Source organism: Quyinboa sediminis (genome assembly GCF_042219855.1).
Classification (GTDB): domain Bacteria; phylum Bacteroidota; class Bacteroidia; order Bacteroidales; family UBA5342; genus JBHJHP01.
The window spans coordinates 394,401-411,962 of the sequence record NZ_JBHJHP010000003.1; the positions used below are offsets into that span (position 1 = coordinate 394,401).

The following is a 17,562-nucleotide window of genomic DNA, read 5'->3' on the forward strand; positions in this document are numbered from 1 at the left end:
AGGCTCTCAATTACTGGGTATAATATCGTCCAGAATTACTGCTCCGGCATCATACATTTCCTTCCATGCATTTTCTTCATCACCTGGCTTTGCCTTTACACCAGCGGTTGCAGTTTTGATCACAAACGTTTTAAATTTGTTTTTAATGGCATCGAGTACGGTTTGCTTTACACAGTATTCTGTTGTTAAACCACATACATATAATTCAGAAACTTCCCGTTCATGCAGAACGTCTGTCAGACTAACATTGGTAGCTTCGAATGCAGAATAACCATCATCAGTATTTTCGGTACCTTTTCTCAGTACCAGGTCAATGTTTTTCGATTTCAGTGCAATTGGGAATTTAGATCCCAGTGATCCTTTGACGCAATGAGAAGGCCACTTTTCGAAGTGGACCGTTTCCTCAGGATGCCAGTCTTTGGAGGCAATCACAAAGTGAAAATCTTCCATCAGTGTGTTTACAACCGGTATAATTTTGTTTCCATCCGGTGCAGGCAAAGCACCACCGGGTAAAAAGTCATTTTGTAAATCTACAATTAATAAAGCTTTCATACCTTTCCTGTTTTAATAATGAATTAAAGAGTCAGGGGAAATCTATTCACGATTGGTTAGCTTGTTCCGGATCTGCAATAGTTTATCACTGATACCGGTTTTATAAACGTGCGGATTTAAAAAACGTTTATATTCTTCAGGCAACTTATTTAACCTGTTTTTTGTAAATATAGCAATTTCTGCTGATTGTGTATTATTATTCAGAAAATTACCATGCTTAACGACCATCGTCATCAGTTCCTCCCGTTTAAAAGATGCAAGGTTTAAATGTTTCCCCGGTTCAACCGGATGATGCATGCGTTGAATGTCTTTCTCATCATTAAGCACAATGGCATCACATTTAAATAAGCCATCGTTATCGTAATACCGCCAAATTTTCTTTTTCCCCGGTAAGGTCATTTTTGAAATATTTTCTGAGAATTTCATTGTTGGTGTTCCATCCAGTTCTGCAAGTTTGTATACACCATCCAGGGCAGCATCGTCTTTTCCGGTAACGAGTGCTGTACCAATACCGAAAGAGTCAACCGGTGCACCCTGTGTCAGAAGGCTTTGAATAATATATTCATCAAGCTGATTGGATGCCACAATTTTGACCTCAGGAAAGCCTGCGTAGTCAAGCATTTTACGGGACTGCTTACTCAGGTAGGTAAGGTCCCCGCTGTCAAGGCGTATTCCTGAAAGGCCTTTGCCGATGTTTTTAAGCTCTTCAGCAATTTTTATGGCATTCGGTACACCGCTTTTAAGGGTATTATAGGTGTCAACCAGCAATATGCAGTTATCAGGAAAAATACGCGCATAAGTCCGGAAAGCTTCCAGTTCATCGTTGAAACTCTGTATCCATGAATGTGCCATGGTGCCGGTACTGGGTACTTCATGTAATCTGGCCCCCATAACATTTGAAGTGGCATCAAATCCGCCATTCATTGCAGCTTTAGTCGCAAGAATCCCACCAAATCCCTGGGCACGCCGTAATCCAAATTCCAGCAGCAAGCGTTCACCGGCCACCATGCGCATTCTGTTGGCTTTTGTTGCGATCAGCGATTCAAAATTAAGCACGTTGAGAAGCAACGTTTCTATGAGTTGTGTTTCAGCCAGATTACCTTCAATTCTAACCACTGGTTCATTGGGAAAGATGACTTCACCTTCATTTACTGACCATATGTCCCCTGAAAAGGAGAAAGTTTCAAGATACTTTACAAATTCTGAGTTGAAACCAACAGAAAGAAGGTAGTTGCAGTCATCCTTACTGAAGCGGAAGTCCTTTAGCAATTCAAGAAACGTGGATAGCCCGGAAAAGGAAACGAAGCCACCATTAAATGGATTTTTGCGGTAAAAATAATCGAATGAAGCCCGTTGCCTGTATTTGCCACTAAGAAAATACCCCTGTGCCATGGTAAGTTCATAGTGATCAGTGTATAGTCCATTGGCCTGATTGTGTATTAACATGGATATTTATATTGGGATTGAACATATACAAAATACGAAAAATGACAGGCTTGAGAAAACAATTTTTGCTAATACAGCTTAAATTTTGACATAATACGTTAAAGGAATTACCAGGTATACTCCTGCCATAAATCAGGTCTGTAGTATTTTAGTATCCTCATCATTCTCAGTGTATTCCAGCCTGATGGCTGACCACTTTTTTCCATTTCAAAATGTGTTTTACCTGCATACGCTGCATTCAGGTTCCATGTATATTGTTTATTGCGTTTACCAATGAGATAACTGATTGCTTCTTCCATTCTGGCATCCCATGGAGTCAGGGAATACTGAAAATAGTCCAGTGCTTTTAGGATATCGTATTTCCAGCGGCAGGGGTACGGTATCCTTAAAAAATCCTTTTTGATGATTTCACCGGTTTTATCCGATTTGAAAAGATGGTGCTGCAAAATGAATTCCTTCGATGAGTTTTCAGCTTTCGTAAGTTCATCCAGTTTATAGGTATAACCATTTTTTCGGTATTCATCAATGCCTTCCAGTACCGAAAGGGTAGTGTGAAGAGAACTATGCGTTGCCCCTGAGCGGTTCGACCTGCAATTGAATCCACCATCTGGCATCACCTGCGATAATAAAAAGTCGACAACAGAATGCATTCCGTTGGCATCGGCTTTAAAATAGCAGGCGTAATTCAGGAACATTCCATTGATACATACATCAATTACGCTTATTGTTCCTATTGGATTAATACCTCCATCAGAGGCTTTGTTTTCAAGTAGAAGTTTTTTAAGTATGAAGTCTACGTTGCCACTTGTGTTATCCATTGCAAGATTTTTTAAATCCAAAAGCGTGTAATGCGTTGAAATCCATTTGGGCTGGTAAAAACCTGCACCCCAGTGGCCGTCAGATTTTTGTTTAGAAAGAAAAGTTTTACCCCAGCCTTCCATTGCAATGCGGTTTTTTAAATCTTTACGGTCAGAACCTAAAAGATCACGATGTACCTGATATTGTATGGATACATCCATATTTAATAACCAATCTATCACTTTTTTTGGGTCCATGATGTAATCTGCAGTTTAAATATGGTTATAATTTTAAGCGTAATACCAGTTTGTGCATCAGAAAAAGATTACCGGCAGCGCTTAACGTAACTATAATGGTGTTTGTAAAGAATGCAGAAGGATCAAAGTAAACGGAGCTGATATAAAAATGGATGACGTATGTCCCATACACCACCGTTAATAGTGATGTTACAAGGGCCGGGATGTAGGACCGAAGTACGATAGCCTGTCCGATATGCACAAACAAATGCAGCGAATAGACAAGGACTAACGACATGAAAAGTGTGTAACTGGCAGTAAAATAGGTCATGATGGTTAAAGCAGTCACCAAAAGAAATTCTTCAGCAACAATAAAAGCAAAACCCGCCGTGGATAATGCTTTCTGACGGCGAATTATCATACTACCCAGGTTGGGTAACCTGGATGTAATTTTAGGTTCAGCCCTTTTAACCCATGATTGCATAAAAATAATTTCCTCGAATTCGTGTATCATGAATACTGCAGGAAATATCAGCACAATAAAAAGAATATCCATTAGGGTTATGATTGTGAATACTGCTTCACAATTTAAGAATAAAAGCTTAAAATAAAGTTGTTTATAATAATTATTCCTGTTGGACTGAAGGAAGTATACAGCTTACTCTTGTGCCTTTTCCCACCTGGGATTTAAGAATTATTTCACCTCCCATGGCTTCAATATATGATTTAGAGATGGAAAGGCCAACGCCTAAACCCCCGTATTTCCTGGTTTTGGTATCATCGACCTGCCTGAATCTGTCAAAAATAAAAACTTTATCTTCATCAGAAATACCGATGCCGGTATCTTCAATAAAAAATTCAAACAATGAATCCCGTTGCTGTACGCCAAAAGATACCTCTCCCTTTTTTGTGAACTTTAAAGCATTATCAATCAGGTTTGATAATACCTGATTGAGTTTGGTTTCATCAGCATAAATGGTTGTTGCAGTTGGTAATAACCTGGCAGTCAATTTCAGCTTTTTTGTGGAAGCCAGTTTTTCGAAAGTAGCCTGCTGGTATTTCAGTACCTCATTTACATAAATGGTTTTGGGTTTTAAGGTTAATTTGTTTGCTTCAATTTTGGAAATATCAATTATGCTGTTGATGATATTCAATAATTGCGAACTTGCCCTTTGAATAATTTCGATGTATTTAAGCTTAAGATCCTGATCATCTTCATCCTCCAGTAATGCACTGAATCCCATTATACTGTTCATCGGAGTTCGTATTTCATGACTCAGATTGGCGAGAAATGATGTTTTTAAACGGTCACTCTCTTCGGCTTTTTCCACAGCCAGTAAGAGTTCCTGATTTTGCTTCCTTAGATTGGCTTGTGCTTCTGCCAGCTTTTTTTCTTCTCTGGCCTCTTTTAATGCTCTTCTAACCGAAGGAATTAGACGGGTAAGCCTGTCTTTCAGTACATAATCCGTGGCGCCTTTTTTTAAAAGGTCCACTGCTTTATCTTCACCTATGGTTCCCGAAACAACAATGAATGGAGTAGAAGGGTAGGTGTTTTGTGTCATCTCCAATGCAGCAAAAGCATCGAACGAGGGCAGACTGAAATCTGATAATACAATGTCGAATGGACCCTTGTTTTGTAAGGCTTCAATAAATGTTTCGCTGTTTATGGCATGTGTAAAATCAAGTTTAAACTCAGATTCAATCATATTTTTAATGATTTCAAAATCAAAGTTTGAGTCTTCCAGAAAAAGCACTTTTAATATGTCAGGTTTTATCGTATACATCTTTATTTGTTTAGCGGTGAATTTATATCTGTTGTCATTCCGGTTTTAATCCTTCAGGAATCAGTTCCTTTATAGTTGATAGATAATAAATTCAGAATTCACACAAGGGGCTTAGCTTATAACCGGATTGGACGCATTGTTTTATAAGGTGAATATAACCACCGGTAATTTCGGACTATCCGGTTAAGGCATATTGAAATCCGGATAATGACAGTCTGAGATACATCATCCCTGTGTTTAAAATCTTCAAATTTTGTTAAGTAATCTTAGCTACTCCGTTTTAAATCATTTTACGTGAACAGTAAGTATTCAGCTTTCTTCATTATTCATTTTCTATCCGGAATCATTGTTATCATCGTTTAATCTGCCGGACTTTCTTTTACCTGAATTTTAATATCCTGCGGCAGATTAAAGTAAAATGTTGCACCATTTCCCGGGTTACTTTCGGCCCAGACTTTACCACCGTGCCGGGTAATAATTCGTTTCACTATGGCTAGACCAATACCCGATCCTTCAAACTCTTCTTTATCGTGCAAACGCTGGAATGTACCAAAAAGCTTTTGACTGTAATCCATGTCAAATCCAATGCCATTATCCTTAACAAATATGGTAATGCTTTGGTTTTCAGGAATTGCTCTGATTTTTATCAGGCTTTTCTTTTTGTTTTGGGAGTATTTTACGGCATTATGCATAAGATTAATCATAACCTGTCGCATAAGGGCATAATCACACTTTAACAGGGGAAGCTGATCCACAACCCAGCTGACAGAATGATCTTTAAAATCTTCAGTTACTATTGGTTTTATTTCATCTATAACCTGGTTAAGATCAACCTCAGTCAGGTTTAACTGATTGCGTCCTACCCTTGATAAGCGCAGCAGATCATCAATAAGTTTTCTCATTTCTGTTGCAGCATCTTTTACAATATTAAGATAATAATGACCTTTTTCGTTTAGTTCATCCTTATTTGTTTTAAACGCCAGGTCAATAAAGCCAATAATATGTCTTAAAGGTGCTCTGAGATCATGTGATACAGAGTAGGAAAATGCCTCAAGCTCTTCATTTACAGAAATTAATGCATTGTTTTTTGACGTTAACTGTCTGGTTCTGACTTCAACCTTATGCTCAAGTTCCTGATTTAAATCCTTCAATTCTCTGATGAGCAGGATTTCCTTCAATCTTGCCCTGCTAATAAAAAAAGCAAGCACTATCAGTACTGGGAAAAGAATAATAAGACTGATGATAAATAATTTTGTCAGGTATTTTATACTGTTTATATCGGTATACTTAACATGGATCAAAAAATGCCACTGGTTATCGGTATCATTAACAAGACTATTCAGGTTTTTATTATTTAATATCTTATATCTGTCAAAAATACTGGCATTGTTATAGAAGAAAAAATCACCCCGGTTAACTCTTATTCCCTTAATTGAATCGGAAATGTGGCTCCATGTTTCGGGATAATACTTCCCAAATGTTTCATCCTTAAAATCATTGAACATAAAACCAAAAGTTTTAAACCTGTCCGGTGCAAGCAGAAAGTAACCTTCAGAATTTAAAAGATACTGTTCACAGGCTTTATCTTTGAGAACATTTTTCAGTTCATTAAAGAAATTGTTGAGATACTGATTAATGACGATAATTCCTGCTGTTTTCCCTTTTTTGTCCAGCACAGGACTGCCGAATCTTATTACGGTTTCGTGCGGCTCCTCAACCATCCCGTTTTCCATATTCAGGTCTATCGGAGATATATAAATTTCATTCTCACTCATTTTCATCGTCTCCCTGAAATAGTACCGGTTTTTTTTATTTTGTAAATCCCTGCCGGGAACCAGTACAATTGAGTCATTAATCCAGTTAATTCTAATTCTTTCCATTCCATTACTGTCAATGTACCTTACCTGTTTGTAATCAAGGTTACTGCGGGCAAACAACTCAAGATCTTCAACTGCTATCCTGTTGTTTTGGGGATTTGTCAGATAGTCACGAATGTTTTTCTTATGCGTCAGATAGAACATATCTGATATGGATGGATAAATGGTTGAAAATAAAAGTTCCTTTTGCTGTTCAATAATATTGGTGTAGTAGGTTTTTATTTCATTCAGGTTTATTTTTTTCTGCTGATAATATAAATAATAAACAACGCTTCCCGATAAAATATAAAGAACCACAAATAGTGGAATAAAATACGACAGAAATATTTTGGTATTAAACTGTTTCATTTCTCTTCAACAAGGAAATCAATAAAAAACGCAACAAGGCAGATAATTTTATAAACTTACAATAAAGCTACAAAAAAAGTTTATAGATTGAAATATTATAGAAGTCATTTTTAACGGAGCCCTCTTGTTACAGGGCTTTAAGTTAAATAGAGATTTGTATTTAGATTTTATAAAAATAACATTAGTGGTAATAACAGGACTTATATACCAGAATTTCTACGTCGTTTTTTTTAGATTATCTTTCTGAACCAGTTTATGATAATAACTGTCCAGATGATGTGAACCGTAGGACGAAGCAACTGCATCATCTGCCATAAGGGTCAGAAAAAATTCTATGGGGCCATACGTTTTTGAAGATGTAAATGTTCGAGCCGACCAGAGTGCAAGTTTTCTTATCCAGTCTGGCAAATGTATGATCTTAACCGGCTTGTTTAATGCTCGCAGGGCTAATTCTCCAATCTGATTCTGAGAGAGCACGTCAGGACCTCCGACTTCAATTTCGTTTTTATTTGAATTAAGAGCCCTGATAAATACTTCTGCCAGATCCTGTCCGTGTATCGGGTTTAGTTTATATTCGCCTGATCCAAACAAATATATCCTGCCACTCTTTGCCATATTAAAGAAATCTGTCATATCGGAAAAGAAACCGTTAGGACGCATTACGGTATAAGATAGCCCCGAGTTTTTAAGGGCATCCACAAATTTTTCTTTCGCTTCAAATATTTTCAGGTATCTGTACTGGTCACCTTTTATTGCCGAGGTATAAATGAATTTTTTAACACCGGCCTGTTTAGCTTCATTAAGGAGATTCATGTTTGCCTGATAGTCAACATCCATATAGGTAAGGCCATCTTTTTGTCTGGTGATCCCAACAGTTGAGATGACGTATTTCACACCTTTAAAGCAGTTTTTCAGGGTTGAGGGAGCTGTTACATCGGCTTTCGTTATTTTCAGATTGGGGTGAGGCAAATCCTTAAGTTTAGAGGGACTTCTTGCAATGGCGAGAACCTGGTAACCGTTTTTAAGCAGTGTTTTAACGATGTATTTTCCAAGATATCCGGTTGACCCGGCTACAGCTATTGTTTCCATATTTACTATTTAAAATCCAGAACTGAAAAGGTTCCTCGCACCTCTAATTCCACATTTCTGATACTGATTGTATGCCTGAGCCGCTCTTTCCTTTATCTGTTCTCCGCTTTCATTTTTTATCCAGCCGTCAATGGCAGCTTTCAGCGTGTAAGCCTCAGGGGCCATTAGATGATTTGTCCATAATACAGGATTTGCCTCAGCCATATTGATGAATGGCTTAAAATATTGTTTGCTATAGCAGGCCAGTATCATAATATCATTTGACTCGTAATTCATATGATTGAAATTTGCTTCAATATCAAAATCCATCAAACCATTATGGCCGACATAAACAACTAAATCTGATGACCCTCCAAAATGCAGTATTGTATCAGAATTTACAGTGCATTCAAAGTTTTGGTTTGCCGAATTCAGGAAATTCAGGATGCAACTGTCAATGAATTCACCATCATATGCATCAGCTAAAAGATAGATGTCTTCCGTTCTATGCTTAAATAATATGCTTTCGAGAATGATTGGACTTTCCTGTTTTATGGATTGAATTAGTTTCCAGTCCTCGGCTTTATATCTGAAAAATGTTTTTATGCCATAGGCCGCACCCCAGTATAAATTTGTTTTCGGGTTCTGACCATTTCCAAGATTTTCAGGAACAGGAACAATACCCTGATACTTATTATCGCATAGTGCTACAAATACGTGTATGGTTTTGGGCTCAGCGCTTACTGAAACAAAAACTGGTAGCAGAAAAATAATAAAAAGCAAAGGTTTCATACATGTGATAATTACAGGGTATAGCCCAGTATTAAAGCTATACTGCTCGCTCTGAAAGGGATACCCTTGTATTTAGCAAAATCAAAATCGTGGTTAAAAAAGCGGCATTCTACGTTGTATTTATCTTTAATCTTAACCGATGTTCCTATATACTGGTAATTTGAAAACATTCTGCCAGTTCCGGTATTTGAAAAAAAAGTGAAATTATCAGAAGGAATAATGTTTTCAATGCCCATACCTATACCCAGGTTTAATGATATTAACGTATTGTCTTTTATTTTAATATACTGTTTAAGTGCCGGAACCAGATAAACAGAAAAATATTTCAGATCAATGAATCTGTGTATGTAATTTGAATAGGTGGTACCATAAAAGTAACCTGTGAAAAGTTCAGCTGAAATAACAAAAGGGTTACTCTTCCTGCCTAACATATATTCAGTTTCAAAACCTAACTGAATGACATTATCGGCTTTGTTGCTGTATTTGCTTTCCTCATAAAGTGCGAATCCGGTCCCCAGACGCAAATTGTATTTAACCGGCTTGAAAACGTCTTTTGTTTCAGCATTATAAATCTGATACCTATCTTTTCTGCATCCGTAAACTTCTGTCATCAGTTTAATAAGGCTCTTTTCATTATATCTGATTTGACTGAACCTGGAACTATCCATTTCATCGCAGGCCAGAATTTCTCTCAGTCGTTCTTCATTATTGTTGTCAGAATCTGAAAAAGCGCTGCCCGGATTTTTCTGTTCCGGGTTCAATACAATACGGTCTTTATCGGGTAATTCAACCAAAAATATTTTATGGCCGCCATGATAACTCATCAGGAGACTATAATCGCTTCTGCTTAGAATTCTGAAATATTCAGATGCATTTGGTTTGTTAGGATCAGTTCTATATCCGGCATCAGGTAATTTCTTAAAATAGTAGCCAGAAACAAAAAATTCTTTAATGCTATCTGTCCGGATTTTTTGAACCTTAGACAGATCATTCATTTTATATTTTAGTTTTTCAGGAATGGCTTTATCCAGATTTCGGTTATCAATCAGACAGTTTATCCGTGTCCCATGGCTGTTTATGTAGTAACCTGTTTTAAAAGCTGATTGACCGTTTGCCGAATACAGGAACATCAGCATTGCAACAACAGGTATCCAAAATTTCATATTAGATCTTATTTAAAAAGATTATATCCCAGTATAACTGAAAAACCTGAAAGATCAGTCTGCCAGTAGACTTCCCTTGGAAACAGCTCCTTCTGAAAATTGTAGCGTAGTTCAACATTGAATTTTGTATTCCAGCAATAGCCAATACCGAAATAATACGAGTAAATTGCATTATTCAGATCATAAGGTTCTACGTTGCCGAATATGTCGCGATACTCAATATCAGAATTGAAACCAAAATCGACAAGATAAGCCACATCAGCAAAGAGTTCTGATTTAGGTGAAAGCGTAAGATACTGACGGATTCCCAATGGTATTTCTACCGACGTATAATGCACATTTGAGTAAATGGAATTTTCAACCTTCTCCGCCTGAAAATAGTTGAATGATGGATCTATAATCAGTGCAGTACGGTTGTTAATGATATTCATGTTAAATTCGGCTTCCAGGCCAAATCGCCATGTTGGTTTATGACCAAAATGAATTGAAAACGGCATATCCTCCCTCATATATACAACCTGTAATGATTGATAACTGAATCCGGGTTTTATATACAGATTAAAAAAGTCATATTCCTTCTTATTACGTATGTTGACATAACCGGATTGCTGACAGACATTATACCGGATAAAAAGGGTCATGAGTTTCCCGTCAGAATAGGTTAAACCAGAGTAGTCTGCATCTATCAGATCATTACAGCTCAAATTGTTTTTTAAAATAGTGATAAATTCCGGTTGTTTATTTCCATTTTCCGGTGGTGGAAGATATAACGCTGTGCTGTCCTTAATCTGAAAGTAATATTCTACAGATTTTCCATTGTCGTATTTGTAAAGTGACCCTTTGCCTGATACAAGAACATTTAAAAAAAGTCTGTCGCTTTGAAGGTTGTTAACAGAAATATCCACCCACTTGTACCTGATGCCGTCTGTAATCTGTACATCTTTTACAGAATCGACTACTAATCTGTGGGTATAAGATGATGCCGAAAGTTTATAGTTAAACGATTCCGGCGTATTTTTTAAATCTGATTCCTTTATCAGACAGTTGACACGCTTTCCGTTATTCAAAATATAAAATCCTGATTTATAAATGTTCTGAGCGCTCACGGTAATGCCCAGAAGAAATATCAGCAACGATAACCTGTATTTTAGGCGAATCATATGGTGGGTTTAAAATGTTAATAATGCAAAACTCAATTACGGACTAAAATAATACTTTTATTCCGATTTGTCCTGAATAAACCTATTTTATAGTTCACTGAAAAGCTTCAGATTAACTTTAGAATTCTGATTCACATATGCCTTTTTAATCTTCTAAGGAATACAGGTAATCCTATCCGGCAAGTCTTGGCATATTAAAACAATTTGTTTTTATGTTTATAAAACAGTGCCCATGACTGTTCATATATGTTTAACAATTATTTAGGTGTTTATGCCATCCGGAATAAAAACAAAAGGGGTATTATGTTGTTTTAAATAGAGTTTAAAACTGACTGATTAGCAGCCATTAATAAATATCATCATGACAGATAATTTTGCCGCAAAGGCCGCAGGTTGGGATAGTCCTGAAAAAATTAAAATGACTGACACTTTTGTAAATGAGGTAAAAAAACGGGTCAGACCAGACAAAACCATGAAGGTACTCGAGGTAGGGGCAGGAACAGGCCTTGTCGGTCTGAAATTATTACCTGATGTAAATTTGGTGGTTTTTGTTGATACTTCAGAAGCCATGTTGAAGGTACTTAAATCAAAAACTTCAGCAAAAGATAATATAGAGATTGTACATGGTGAAGTACTGGATTATTTAAAAAATAATATTGATCTTATTGTCTCTAACATGGCATTCCACCATATTCCTGATATTGAAGGGACATTAGAGCATCTGTATAAAATATGCAATGCCAATGCAAAAATTATAGTTTCAGATTTGATGTCAGAAGATGGCTCATTTCATAACTATGAAGCCGTACCACATCAGGGTTTTGATCCGGAAAAACTATCTGAGACATTCAGGAAGGTGGGATTTACGAAAGTAGAAAATTATGTTTACAATACGCTGAAAAGAGAGAAGCATGATGGTAAAATGCACCATTATGATCAGTTTATTTTGTTTGCTACCAGGTAATTCTGTGGTATAAATTCATAATTCTATTTTCTTTTGTCCGGTAAAAGCTTCAGAGATTCCCCACTTCAACCGGAATGACAGGCATGTGAACCCAAAGCCTGTTATTCTGCGCGTAAATAAATGAAGCAAAGAATATTTTATTGATATTGATTTTTACCGGTCAACAAATTTTCATTCATTACTTTAATGCCTTACTTCGTTTGTCCTACCTGACTTTTATATCACATTTTTCGTAGCTGGATTCTAAATATTTGGCTGAATTTCAATAGTATAAACGGATTTAGTTGTAAATTGCAGAAAGAAATGTAATGTTTAGCTGAAGGTTTAATGATGTTTGATAATAACCAATTACTAATCTTTAATACATATTACTATGAAGAACCTAATTTTACTTATTTTTCTTTGTATACCGGTACTGAGTTTTGCACAGGTCGATTTAACTACCGGTTTAGTAGCTCATTATTCCTTTAATGGTGATTATACCGATGCCACTGCCAACGGTCATAACGGAACAGCTATTGGTGCACCGGAGTTCACTGAAGGAGTAGAAGGGCAGGGTGTAATGTTTCATGGTCTTGAAACAGGTACCACTGATGCTGTTTTAACGGATATACAGTTTGCACCTGAGGGAAGTTTTTCTTTTTCCCTGTTTTTTAAATTGAACAAGTTTGAAGTTGATGCAAAATTCGACAATGTTCTCATTGGTGACCGGGGAGAAGATGGAGCCGGTTTTCAGATTCGTCAATATGCCAATGCCGAAACTTATCCTGATATAACGGCCGAAAATGGTGGGTTTTTATGCTTTACATCCCGCGGTATTGCAAGTGATAAAGATTTTGACCCCAGAAATGGACTGGAATCAACAGAGATTAAGTATCCGTCCGATATGCCATATATGCAACCAATTTATCCGGATGGCTTTGTTCATTGTGTTTGCATAGTGGACGTGGAAAACCAGAAAAAACAAATCTGGATTAATAAGCAGTTAGTCGTTGATGGGGCATTCACAGATCCGGGTGTTTATGTTCCTGCAAATGCCGGGGATTTTATTATGATTGGTGCCCGGAATGACGGTTCCGGTACGCAGACACCGGAGGAAGGTTCATTTAATGGTGTTATTGATGAAGTCCGGATTTATGATAAGGCTCTTAGTCAGGAGGAGATAACAGCAATTTATGAGGCTGCAGGTTTTACACCTGTCCATAGTGTTAACAAGAATTCCGGTAATCTGATTGTTACTCAGTATAACAGGAGTTTGTCATGTGAGTTGACTTTAGATGCTGCTGGCGGGGTTCAGACAAAAATATTTGATATGGCGGGCAGAATGGTTGTGGAAAAAGATTTTACTGGTGTCGCAGGGAAAAACATTTTTAGTCTACCATCGGAAAATTTAAATAAAGGCGCATATATCATAAAAGTTTCAACAAAAGGATATAACCTGACTCAAAAAATTGCCTTGCAATAGCATAGGATGCGGTATTAAAAGGACTGTCAGCAACTTGCTGACAGTCCTTTTTTGTGCCTGAAATAATTGGCAGATTTACCGATTAAATGTACATTTGATTAACCTTAAACCAAACTGTATGATTTATTCAATCAACCATTTACAGACAGAATTAAAAAGTGTTTTGACTGTTGTAACAGAGGGCAATTACCAGAATCAAACGCTTGAAATTATTAAGAGAATGAAAGATGTTAAAGCGGATGCGAAATGCTATGTTAAGGGTATATTATTGATTGACATTTTGCTGATGAATTCTCTGGTGCTGCAGGTTACAAAAGCAAATCACCACATTCTCTGGCATACACAGATAACTTCTCCGGATGAAGCCGCTGAATTCAAAAAGGTAAAGGAAGAGTGTTTGCTTGCTATGAGACGATTTTTGAGGGATATGGATCAAAAGTTTAAAACCAAAGCCTATATCGTTCTTGAAGAAAATCAGTATCAGTAAACAGATAATTCATTCATTTAATATGCGTTTTAATTTGCAGAAACCATTGAAATAATGTACTATTCAGTGTATTTTCAACTTAAAAACTACTGATATGCTTGTCTCACCGGATGATATGCAGGATGTTCTGTTCCGGCTGTTTCTTAAAAAAGGGTTTTCCACAATTAAAGCAACGGTACTGGCTGAAGTTTATACTTCCAATACTGTGGATGGCGTGAATTCGCATGGGATCAATCGTGTTAAACAGTTTCTGGACTATGTTGAGTGGGGATTGGTTGAACCGGATGCTGAAGCCCGTATTGCAGGATCGTTCGGAACAATGGAACGCTGGGATGGTAACCTGGGACCTGGAATTATAAATGCTGCCATTTGTACCAATAGGGCAGTTGAACTGGCTAAAATGCATGGTATGGGTCTGGTTGCTCTTCGCAACACCAATCACTGGATGCGTGGAGGAACATATGGCTGGCAGGCAGCTGATGCCGGTTGTATGGCCATAATGTTTACCAATACCAAACCCAATATGCCGGCATGGGGAGGAAAGGAGAGTAGAATTGGCAATAATCCGTTTGTGATTGCCATTCCACGAAAACAGGGACATGTTGTACTTGATATGGCTCTGTCACAGTTTTCTTTTGGTAAAATAAATTCATACCGTTTAAAAGGTGAAAAACTACCATATCCCGGTGGTTGGGATCCTGCTGATCATTTGTCAGATGATCCGGAAAAAATACTGGTAAAAGAGCGGGGTCTTCCCATAGGTTACTGGAAGGGATCTGCTTTATCAATGGTGCTGGATATGCTGGCTACATTGCTTTCAGCTGGTGATTCAACATTCAGGGTAGGGCAGAAAGCACATGAGTCCGGCGTCTCGCAGATTTTTATGTGTGTATACCCTGAACGTTTTGGCGATGACAGTTTACAGGATAAACTACTTGATGAAATCATCCGCTATACGCACGATGTTGAACCCATGAAGTATGGAGACAGAACCTATTATCCGGGTGAGCGTACGTTAATAACCCGAAAAAACAACCTTAAGAACGGCGTTCCGGTAGAGGAATCGATCTGGATGGGTATACTGAATCTGCTGAAAAAAGATAGTTAATTTATTGGCTAATGATAAATACGTTTGCAATTCACGAGGATTTAGATTAATATGCGTAAAATTTGTGCCAATGCGTTACCTCATTGTTTGGTTTTTTATTTTAACGCCATTCCTTTATTCACAAACCAACTGGGAATCGATCGTACTTGAAGGAGATACATGGAAATATCTTCCGGCAACTTCAGAACCATCTTCAGACTGGTACAAAGCAGCATTCGATGATAAATCCTGGACCTATGGTTCGGGAGGTTTTGGCTATGCTGATAATGATGATGTAATCATACTCAGCAATGTGAATTCCGTTTATCTGAGGAAAACCTTTAACGTGAATTCCACAGATGTTATCAAGCAGCTGGTTCTTGATATTGATTACGATGATGCATTTGTCTGTTTTCTGAACGGGACTGAAGTGGCGCGTTCTTCCAATTTAACAGACCCGACGCCGGTGTACAATTCAAATCTTACGATAGACCATGAGGCTTTAATGTACCAGGGAGAGCTGCCGGAACGTCATTTTATTAATCCGGATTTGCTGAAAACAGGAACCAATATTCTAGCGGTACAGGTTATAAATGTAAGCCTTTCTTCAAGTGATATGAGTGCACGGGTATTTCTGACTGCAGGCCTTCAGGGAGTCATAGGTTTATACCAGTCTGTGCCAACCTGGTTTATTCCTCCTGAAGAAACACAGAAGAGTAATTTGCCTCTTATTTTAATTAATACTAATGGTCAGACCATTCATGATGAACCTAAAATAACGGTTGGTTTAAAGGTGCTCAATAATCCTGCAGGTACGAATTCAATTTCGGATACGGATTTTGAATACGACGGTTTGGCCGGAATTGAGATTCGGGGATCCTCGTCGCAGCAATTTGATAAAAAGAGCTATACGTTTGAAACACGGACGGATTCAGGAACCAATAACAATGTTAGTCTTCTGGGCTTACCGGAGGAAAATGACTGGGTACTGCATGGACCATATTCAGATAAATCACTGATGCGAAATGCCCTGGCTTACCATTTAGGGAATGCAACCGGTCCCTGGTCACCCCGAACCCGTTTTTGTGAGGTGTATATCAACAACGATTATCGCGGCGTATATCAGCTGACGGAAAAAATTAAAAAGGATGGTGAACGGGTGAACATTGCCACCCTCAATCCTGATGAGATTAGTGGCGATGACCTAACCGGAGGATATATTCTTAAAATTGACCGTCCGGATTTCGGTGCCTGGACATCTCCTTATAAAGACAGAGGAGGACATTTTGATATTCCAATCAGCTATGTTTATCCTGATTATGAAGACATGCCACAGGTTCAGCGTGATTATATTAGATCTTACGTGACCGGTTTTGAAGATGCCCTCCATGGTTCAGATTTTAAAGATCCGGAAAATGGTTACAGACCATTTGTCAATGTAACTTCCTTTATCGACTTTTATCTGGTTAATGAGCTAGGCCGAAATGTTGATGGATACCGTCTGAGCACATACTTTTATAAGGATAAAGACAGCAAGGGAGGACGGCTGACAATGGGCCCTTTATGGGACTTTAATCTGGCCTTTGGAAATGCGGATTATTATGCCGGAGGAAGTGTAAGCGGATGGGTTGTAGATGGTGTAAGTGAATGGGATGCCCTGGCAATTCCGTTCTGGTGGGACCGGTTGAGACAGGATCCCTGGTTTGAATCTCTATTGAAAAAACGCTGGATTGAGTTGAGATCTGATGCATTTAGCAACTCCGAAATCATGAATTATATTGATTCATGTGCGATGCTTTTACAGGATGCTCAGGAACGTAATTTTGATCGCTTTGATATATTGAGTAGTTACATCTGGCCCAATTATTATATCGGACATACCTATCAGAATGAAGTGGATTTCCTTAAAAACTGGACGACAGAACGATTGGTATGGATGGACAACCAGATTGATATGATTGCTACATCAAATTACGGGTTGACTTCAACGGGGTTGAGAATATTTCCGAATCCATTCAAAGATAATGTTACGTTTCAGTTTACGCTGCCTGAAAAAGCGGAAGTTGAATTAAGGATTCAAACCATAACAGGAATGGAAATTTATCACCGGATTGTTACCTGTAATTCCGGTACTCATCAGATTAACCTGAATGAAGATGTAACGGGTTCAGGTCCAAACCTGTTTATATATTCATTAAAAGTAAACGGTGAATCCATATCATCGGGTAAACTGCTGAAAAATTAGGAGGATTTTTCTATCTAAATATTATTCTATAAGCTGCATGGGACAGTGTTTGTACTATTCGAAGCATGTTGATATTTGTCGATGTATTTG

General features: G+C 37.8%; 15 protein-coding genes. 5 read left to right on the forward strand and 10 right to left on the reverse strand.

Features of this window, described 5'->3' with window-relative positions; all coding sequences use genetic code 11:
* Positions 1-6 precede the first annotated feature (6 nt).
* From ACE1EF_RS09615 to ACE1EF_RS09660, 10 genes are all read right to left on the reverse strand, one after another.
* Positions 7-552: an isochorismatase family protein gene (locus ACE1EF_RS09615; protein ID WP_375720439.1), complete on the reverse strand. Its 546-nt coding sequence runs from the start codon at positions 550-552 to the stop codon at positions 7-9.
* Between the two features lie 42 nt (positions 553-594).
* A complete protein-coding gene (locus ACE1EF_RS09620; RefSeq protein ID WP_375720440.1) occupies positions 595-1,998 on the reverse strand; it encodes a nicotinate phosphoribosyltransferase in 1,404 nt (467 codons plus the stop codon).
* Between the two features lie 107 nt (positions 1,999-2,105).
* Positions 2,106-3,053, reverse strand: a complete 948-nt coding sequence (locus ACE1EF_RS09625) for a hypothetical protein (protein ID WP_375720441.1) — start codon at positions 3,051-3,053, stop codon at positions 2,106-2,108.
* Between the two features lie 25 nt (positions 3,054-3,078).
* Positions 3,079-3,588, reverse strand: coding sequence for an HXXEE domain-containing protein (locus ACE1EF_RS09630; protein WP_375720442.1), 510 nt, complete (start codon positions 3,586-3,588; stop codon positions 3,079-3,081).
* A gap of 70 nt (positions 3,589-3,658) precedes the next feature.
* The gene (locus ACE1EF_RS09635) at positions 3,659-4,816 is read right to left on the reverse strand and encodes an ATP-binding response regulator (protein WP_375720443.1); all 1,158 of its coding nucleotides are present in this window, start codon (positions 4,814-4,816) and stop codon (positions 3,659-3,661) included.
* 359 nt (positions 4,817-5,175) lie between these two features.
* Positions 5,176-7,041: a sensor histidine kinase gene (locus ACE1EF_RS09640; RefSeq protein WP_375720444.1), complete on the reverse strand. Its 1,866-nt coding sequence runs from the start codon at positions 7,039-7,041 to the stop codon at positions 5,176-5,178.
* Positions 7,042-7,257: 216 nt separating this feature from the next.
* A complete protein-coding gene (locus ACE1EF_RS09645; protein ID WP_375720445.1) occupies positions 7,258-8,130 on the reverse strand; it encodes an SDR family oxidoreductase in 873 nt (290 codons plus the stop codon).
* A gap of 9 nt (positions 8,131-8,139) precedes the next feature.
* Positions 8,140-8,901 (reverse strand): hypothetical protein, encoded by a 762-nt coding sequence (locus ACE1EF_RS09650; protein ID WP_375720446.1) that lies wholly within the window; start codon positions 8,899-8,901, stop codon positions 8,140-8,142.
* Positions 8,902-8,912: 11 nt separating this feature from the next.
* Positions 8,913-10,064: a hypothetical protein gene (locus ACE1EF_RS09655; RefSeq protein WP_375720447.1), complete on the reverse strand. Its 1,152-nt coding sequence runs from the start codon at positions 10,062-10,064 to the stop codon at positions 8,913-8,915.
* Positions 10,065-10,072: 8 nt separating this feature from the next.
* On the reverse strand, positions 10,073-11,224 hold the full coding sequence (locus ACE1EF_RS09660; protein WP_375720448.1) for a hypothetical protein: 1,152 nt from the start codon (positions 11,222-11,224) through the stop codon (positions 10,073-10,075).
* 361 nt (positions 11,225-11,585) lie between these two features.
* On the opposite strand from ACE1EF_RS09660, the gene ACE1EF_RS09665 reads away from it, so the two are divergent.
* From ACE1EF_RS09665 to ACE1EF_RS09685, 5 genes are all read left to right on the forward strand, one after another.
* Entirely contained in the window at positions 11,586-12,188 is a 603-nt protein-coding gene (locus tag ACE1EF_RS09665) for a class I SAM-dependent methyltransferase (RefSeq protein WP_375720449.1), read from the forward strand.
* Positions 12,189-12,561: 373 nt separating this feature from the next.
* Positions 12,562-13,653, forward strand: coding sequence for a LamG-like jellyroll fold domain-containing protein (locus ACE1EF_RS09670; RefSeq protein ID WP_375720450.1), 1,092 nt, complete (start codon positions 12,562-12,564; stop codon positions 13,651-13,653).
* Between the two features lie 118 nt (positions 13,654-13,771).
* Complete coding sequence (locus tag ACE1EF_RS09675; RefSeq protein ID WP_375720451.1) at positions 13,772-14,140, forward strand: hypothetical protein; 369 nt, start codon at positions 13,772-13,774, stop codon at positions 14,138-14,140.
* Between the two features lie 94 nt (positions 14,141-14,234).
* Positions 14,235-15,248 carry a 3-dehydro-L-gulonate 2-dehydrogenase gene (yiaK, locus tag ACE1EF_RS09680; RefSeq protein WP_375720452.1) on the forward strand — a complete coding sequence of 338 codons (1,014 nt, stop codon included), beginning with the start codon at positions 14,235-14,237 and terminating at the stop codon, positions 15,246-15,248.
* A 70-nt stretch (positions 15,249-15,318) separates the two neighbouring features.
* Complete coding sequence (locus ACE1EF_RS09685) at positions 15,319-17,472, forward strand: CotH kinase family protein (RefSeq protein ID WP_375720453.1); 2,154 nt, start codon at positions 15,319-15,321, stop codon at positions 17,470-17,472.
* Positions 17,473-17,562: the final 90 nt, after the last annotated feature.